Source organism: Longimicrobium sp., from assembly GCA_036387335.1.
Taxonomy (GTDB): Bacteria; Gemmatimonadota; Gemmatimonadetes; order Longimicrobiales; family Longimicrobiaceae; genus Longimicrobium.
Window position 1 is genome coordinate 1 of sequence record DASVTZ010000213.1, and the last position, 5,754, is coordinate 5,754.

A 5,754-nucleotide genomic window follows, 5' to 3' on the forward strand; every position below is an offset into this window, starting at 1 on the left:
CGGGCGTGCCGTTCGCGCTCCGGCCCGCGCCCGCGGCCGCGTGGAGCGTGAGCCCCCGCGCGGGCTTCACCTGGATTCGGTCCACGCCGTCGTCGGACTGGCTGTTGCGCGGTGGAGCCGGGGACTTCCGCGCCGGAGCGCCCACACGCTCGTTCGCGGGGCTGCTGGCGGGCGCGGGCCCGGCGAGCCCGGTGGTTCAGGTGGTGTGCGTGGGTGCCGACGTGCCCCGCGCCACGTGGACGGAGTTCCTGAGCGATCCTCTAGCCATCCCCTCCCGGTGCGCCGGCGGCGATCAGGCGGCGGGCCGTCCGGGAGCCACCGGCTTCGCGCGGAGCTACGCGCCCCCCCTGGTCCGCCACGCCTCGCTCGAGGCGAACTGGCTGTACAAGCCCACGCAGACCACACTGGAGGCGGCGGTTTCCGTCAGCCGGGGGCGCGGCCTGCCGCTCGCCACCGACCTCAACTTCGCCGGTGTCCGGTACTTTGATCTCGCGGCCGAAGGGGGGCGCCCCGTGTACGTCCCCGCCGAGCTGATCGACCCGGCCTCCGGGCAGGTCGGGCCGGGGCACTCGCGCCTCGACGACCGCCTCGCCGTCGTGCGTGAGGTGGGCTCGCGCGGGCGGTCGGCGGCGGAGCAGCTCTCGTTCGGGGCCGCGCGCCTCATGGGCGGAGGGCTGGTGGAGGTGTATTACACGTTTTCGCGCTCGAAAGACCTGGCGACGGGGCTCGCGGGGCCCGGCGGAGGTGCGCCCACCACGTCCGCGGACCCGCGGATCGCCGAGTGGGCCGCGGCCGACTTCGAGCAGCGGCACGCCTTCCAGCTTCTGCTGCAGCGAAAGCTGCGGACGTGGGCGACTCTCGCGGTGCTGGGACGCGTCGTCTCGGGAACCCCGTACACGCCCCTCGTGGCGAGCGACGTCAACGGGGATGGCTTGGCGAACGACCGCGCCTTCGTCTTCGACCCGCGGGGAGACACGGGGATGCGGGAGCTGCTGGAGCGCGCCCCCTCGGCCACGAGAGCCTGTCTCCTCCGCCAGGCGGGGCGCGTGGCGGACCGCAACGGCTGCCGCACGCCGTGGAGCCCGTATCTGGACGCTCAGCTGAACCTCACTCCGCGGGTCGGCAGGAAGCCGCGTGGCACCCTCTCGCTCTCCGCCCAGAACGTGACCGCGGCGCTCGACCAGCTCATCCACGGCGGCGAGAAGCTGCGCGGCTGGGGGCAGGAGGCGGTGCCGGACCCGGTGCTGCTTCGCGTCATTGGCTTCGACCCGGACGCGCGCGCCTTTCGCTACCAGGTGAACCCCGGCTTCGGCGTGACCCCCGCCCGCTCCCCGCGCGTCCCGTTCTCGCTCCGCATCCAGGCCCGGTTCACGCTGGGTGCGGACCCCGCGACGCAGGCGCTGGCCTCCTCGGTGGCGACGATGCAGGCGTCGATGAGCCCCGCGGAGATCCAGGCCGCCATCCTCAAGCGCTGGCGCAACGTCCCGGCGCTCGTGCTGGAGCACGAACGGGTCAGGGGCGTGGGACTCACCCCCGATCAGGCGGCGCAACTGCGGAGCGCAGCGGATTCCATCGCGTCGCGCATCGCCCCGCTCGCGGCCAGCCTCGCCGGCCTTGCCACCGCCGATTCCACACGGACACCCGGCTCTCCAGAGCCGTTGGAGCAGGCCCAGACGCTGCTCACCGGCGGGTTCGACGTCGTACGCTCCGTGCTCACGCGGGAACAGTGGAACCGCCTGCCGCGTTCCCTTCGAATGCCTCCCCGCGCGACCGTCCCCCTGCTCCCCTCCGGCGGGATCTCGCTGCTCCCGGACCTGTAGGTCTCGGGCGCGGCCAGGTTGCGTCGCACGCCCGTGACACGGGCGTGATGAATCGCGCCCCTACGGGATCGGGCGACGAGGAGGGCAGTTCTCCCCCTCACCCGCCCTGCGCCCCCGCAGGCGGGGGAGGGGGCCGGGGGGAGGGGGCCCTCCCCTAACCCAACCCTCACCCCCTCGCCCCTTGCATTCCACCCCCGGGTGCTAAAAATTTCACCCCTGGTGGAACCGCGCTGGCCTGTGTCTTGTACGCAGAAGGGCAGCTTCACCCGGAGCACCGCCGCGCCGCCGCCAGGGGGGCGCGCACACCCGCCGCGACGAGCGCAGATGGCCCGCGATCCCCGACGTTCCGACGACCCGCGCCGCGCAGCGCGCCTCACCTTCCTGCGCAGCGCCGTGGCCGGGCTGGTCATTCCCGTGCTGGCCGGCGGCTTCATGCTGCAGCGCCAAGCCAACGATGGCGAGCGCCTCTTCTACGAGGTGCTCACCCGCATCGCGCAGCGCGGGGTGGACTCCGTTCCCGAAGACTCGCTGTACGAGAAGGCGGCGCGGGGGCTCCTGCGCAGCATCGGCGATCCGTACGCGGAGCTGTACACGCCGCGCGAGCTGGCGGCCTTCCAGCGCGAAGGGCTCCGCAACGGCTACGGCGGGCTGGGGATGCTGCTGGAGCGCGTCCGCGACACCACCATCATCACCCGCGTCTACCCCGGCAACCCCGCCGCCGCCGCCGGTGTGCGCGTGGGCGACCGCGTGCTGGCCGTCGAGGGGCACCGCGTCGTCGGGCTGCCGCTGGACAGCGTGACCTCGCGCGTGCTCGGGACGCCGGGAACGCCCGTGCACGTCACCTTCATGCGCCCGGGCGAGCAGCCCGTGGTGCGCGAGGTGACGCGCGCCATCGTGCACATCCCCGTGGTGGCGTACGCCACGGTGCTGGAGGGTGGCGTCGGCTACCTGCCGCTCGACCGCTTCAGCGAGGCGTCCGCCGAGGAGGTCACGCGCGCGGTTGCGGCGCTTCGGGCGGGCGGGGCGAAGTCGCTGATCCTGGACCTGCGCGGCAACGGCGGCGGAAGCCTGGAGCAGTCGATCCGCATCTCCAACCTCTTCCTGTCGCGCGGGCAGGAGATTCTGCAGGTGCGCTACCGCGACCGTCCCGCCGAGGTGTACCGCTCCGAGGGCGGGCCGCTTGCTTCCGGCGAGCCGATCGTGGTGCTGACCGACGCCGGATCCGCCTCCGCATCGGAGATCGTGGCCGGGGCGCTGCAGGACCACGATCGCGCGGTGGTCATCGGCACGCCGTCGTTCGGCAAGGGGCTCGTGCAGGAGCTCTTCCCCCTGCCGGATGGCTACGCGATGAAGCTGACCACCGCCAAGTGGTACACGCCGAGCGGGCGCTCCATCCAGCGCGAGCGGCGCGTGTCGGAGACGGGGCGCCTGCTTCCGGACACCCTGCCGCCCTCCGACTCCGCGCTTTCGCGCCTCCCGGAGTTCCGCTCGGACGCGGGGCGGGTCGTGCGCGGCGGCGGGGGCATCACCCCCGACCTGGTGGTGCGGCCGGACACGCTGGGCGGCGGCGAGCGGGCGCTGGTGCAGGCGCTCACCGGGCGCGCCTCCGTGATCAACGAGGTGCTTACCGAGCTCAGTCTGCAGTGGGCGCGCGCCGGGGTGCAGCGCGGCTTCACGGTGACGCCGGCGTGGCGCGAGGCCTTCTTCCAGCGCCTCGTCGCCCGCGGCGCGCCAGTGGACCGCGCCGTCTGGAACGCGGGGCTCCCGCTGATCGACCGTCTCATCGCCGACCGCGTGACGTCGCTGGCGCTGGGCGAGGAGGCGTCGTTCCTCCTCACCGTGCCGCGCGACAGCCAGCTGCAGGCGGCGCTTCGCGTGCTTCGCGGCGCGCGCACCCAGCAGGAGGCACTCGCCCGCGTACCCGGCGCGGCTGGCGGCGGGCGCTGAAACGGTAACCATTGGGGGCCGGCCGAATCGGCGCGGCCCCTTTCCACACTCCCTCCAGGAGCAATCGAGTGAAGATGAGATTCGGAATGGCAGCGGGCGCCGCCCTGGCGCTGGCCGCCGCGCCGGTGGTTGCGCAGGCGCAGCGCACCGCGCCGGGCGAGGGTCCCGCCCGCCACGCGCCGCGCCCCACCACGGCCGCCATCACGCGCGACGACGCCATGACGCGCGTTTACGTCCTGGCCGACGACTCGATGATGGGGCGCGACGCGGGCACGCGCGGCAACGTGATGGGGACCGACTACATCGCCGCCGAGGCGCGGCGGATCGGGCTGCGCCCCGCGGGGGAGAACGGCACCTTCTTCCAGACCGTGCCGATGGTGCGCCGCACCGTGGACCCGCAGTCGTCGTTCACGCCGCAGGGCGGCAACCCGCTGAAGCTTTGGGAAGACTTCGCGCCGCTGCCGCAGGTGGAGGGCTTCTTCGACGTCTCCACCACCCTCGCCGCGCAGGCCGCGCCCGTGGTGTACGGCGGGCGCTGGGGCGATTCCGCGGCGATCACGCCCGAGCAGGCGCGCGGTCGCTTCGTCGTATTCGCGGCGCCGATGGCGCCCAACGGCCGCCCCGACTTCCGCATCTGGATGAAGGGGCCGATGACGCGCTACACCGGTGCCGCCGGTCTCGCCATCGCCACGCTGGACGCGTCGCCGCCGCCGTTCGTGGGGTTCCTGCGCGAGGAGCAGCTGGTGCTTCCCGCGGAGGGGGGCCGGCAGGGCGGCCCGCCGGTGATGCTGGTGACCTCGATCGCGGCGGAGCGGCTCCTGGGCGCGCCGCTCACCTCGCTGCAGCCCGGCGCCGCGGCGGCGGGCGGGCGCACGGTGACCGGCGGCTTCCGCGCACTGGAGCAGCGCACGGCCTTCCCGGCGCGCAACGTCGTGGCGATCCTCCCCGGCACGGACGCGCGGCTGCGCGGGCAGTACGTGGCCATCGGCGCGCACAACGACCACGTGGGCATCGCCGAGCACGCGGAGGATCACGACTCCGTGCGCGTCTACGACCGCCTCTTCCGCCGCGAAGGCGCGGAGGGGCAGCCGAAGGAGCTGAACGCGGCCGAGGTGGCGCAGCTCCGCGCCGGGATCGACTCGCTGCGGCGGATTCGCCCGGCGCGTCGTGACTCGATCTTCAACGGCGCGGACGACGACGCCTCCGGCAGCGCGGGCGTGCTCGAGATCGCGCAGCAGCTGGCGGCCCGCCCGCCGCGCCGCTCGATCCTCTTCGTCTGGCACACGGCGGAGGAGAAGGGCCTGTTCGGCTCGCAGTTCTTCACCGAGCACCCCACGGTGCCGCGCGACTCCATCGTGGCGCAGCTCAACATCGACATGATCGGCCGCGGCCGGGCCGACGACGTGGAGCGCGGCGGCGGGCAGGGCTACCTGCAGCTCGTGGGCTCGCGCCGGCTCTCCACGCAGCTGGGCGACCTGGTGGAGGAGGTGAACCGCACGGGCAGCCACGGCTTCACCTTCGACTACTCGATGGACGCCGACAAGCACGAGGCGAACATCTACTGCCGCAGCGACCACTACAACTACGCCCGCTGGGGCATTCCGGTGACCTTTTTCACCACCGGCGGCCACGCGGACTACCACATGCTGACCGACGAGCCGCAGTACATCGACTTCGACAAGCTGGCCCGCGTGAGCCGCTTCATCGGCTCCGTGGCCGAGGCCGTCGCCAACCGCGACGCGCGCCCGGTGGTCGACAAGCCGAAGCCCGATCCGTACGGCCGCTGCCAGCAGTAGCAGACTGGCGGGGGGCTGAAGCGCGGGGATGAATCGTTGGTCGCGCATCGCCGGGGGCTAAAGCCCCCGGCTGGAATTACGGGAAGACCGCTGAAGCGGTCTCGCCCGGCGGGAAGGCGCGGTGCAGGGCGGGGCACGGGCGCTACGGGATCGGTGCAGCGCGGGCTGCAGTTCTCCCCCTCACCCGCCCT

3 protein-coding genes are annotated in these 5,754 nt (G+C 73.5%); all 3 read left to right on the plus strand.

What is annotated here, in order from left to right; genetic code table 11:
- Positions 1–1,820 (plus strand): hypothetical protein (locus tag VF647_21595; protein ID HEX8454689.1); only part of this gene is annotated, 1,820 nt, incomplete at its 5' end.
- 324 nt (positions 1,821–2,144) lie between these two features.
- The gene (locus tag VF647_21600; protein HEX8454690.1) at positions 2,145–3,767 is read left to right on the plus strand and encodes a S41 family peptidase; all 1,623 of its coding nucleotides are present in this window, start codon (positions 2,145–2,147) and stop codon (positions 3,765–3,767) included.
- A gap of 74 nt (positions 3,768–3,841) precedes the next feature.
- The gene (locus VF647_21605; protein ID HEX8454691.1) at positions 3,842–5,563 is read left to right on the plus strand and encodes a M28 family peptidase; all 1,722 of its coding nucleotides are present in this window, start codon (positions 3,842–3,844) and stop codon (positions 5,561–5,563) included.
- The last annotated feature ends 191 nt before the right edge of the window (positions 5,564–5,754 follow it).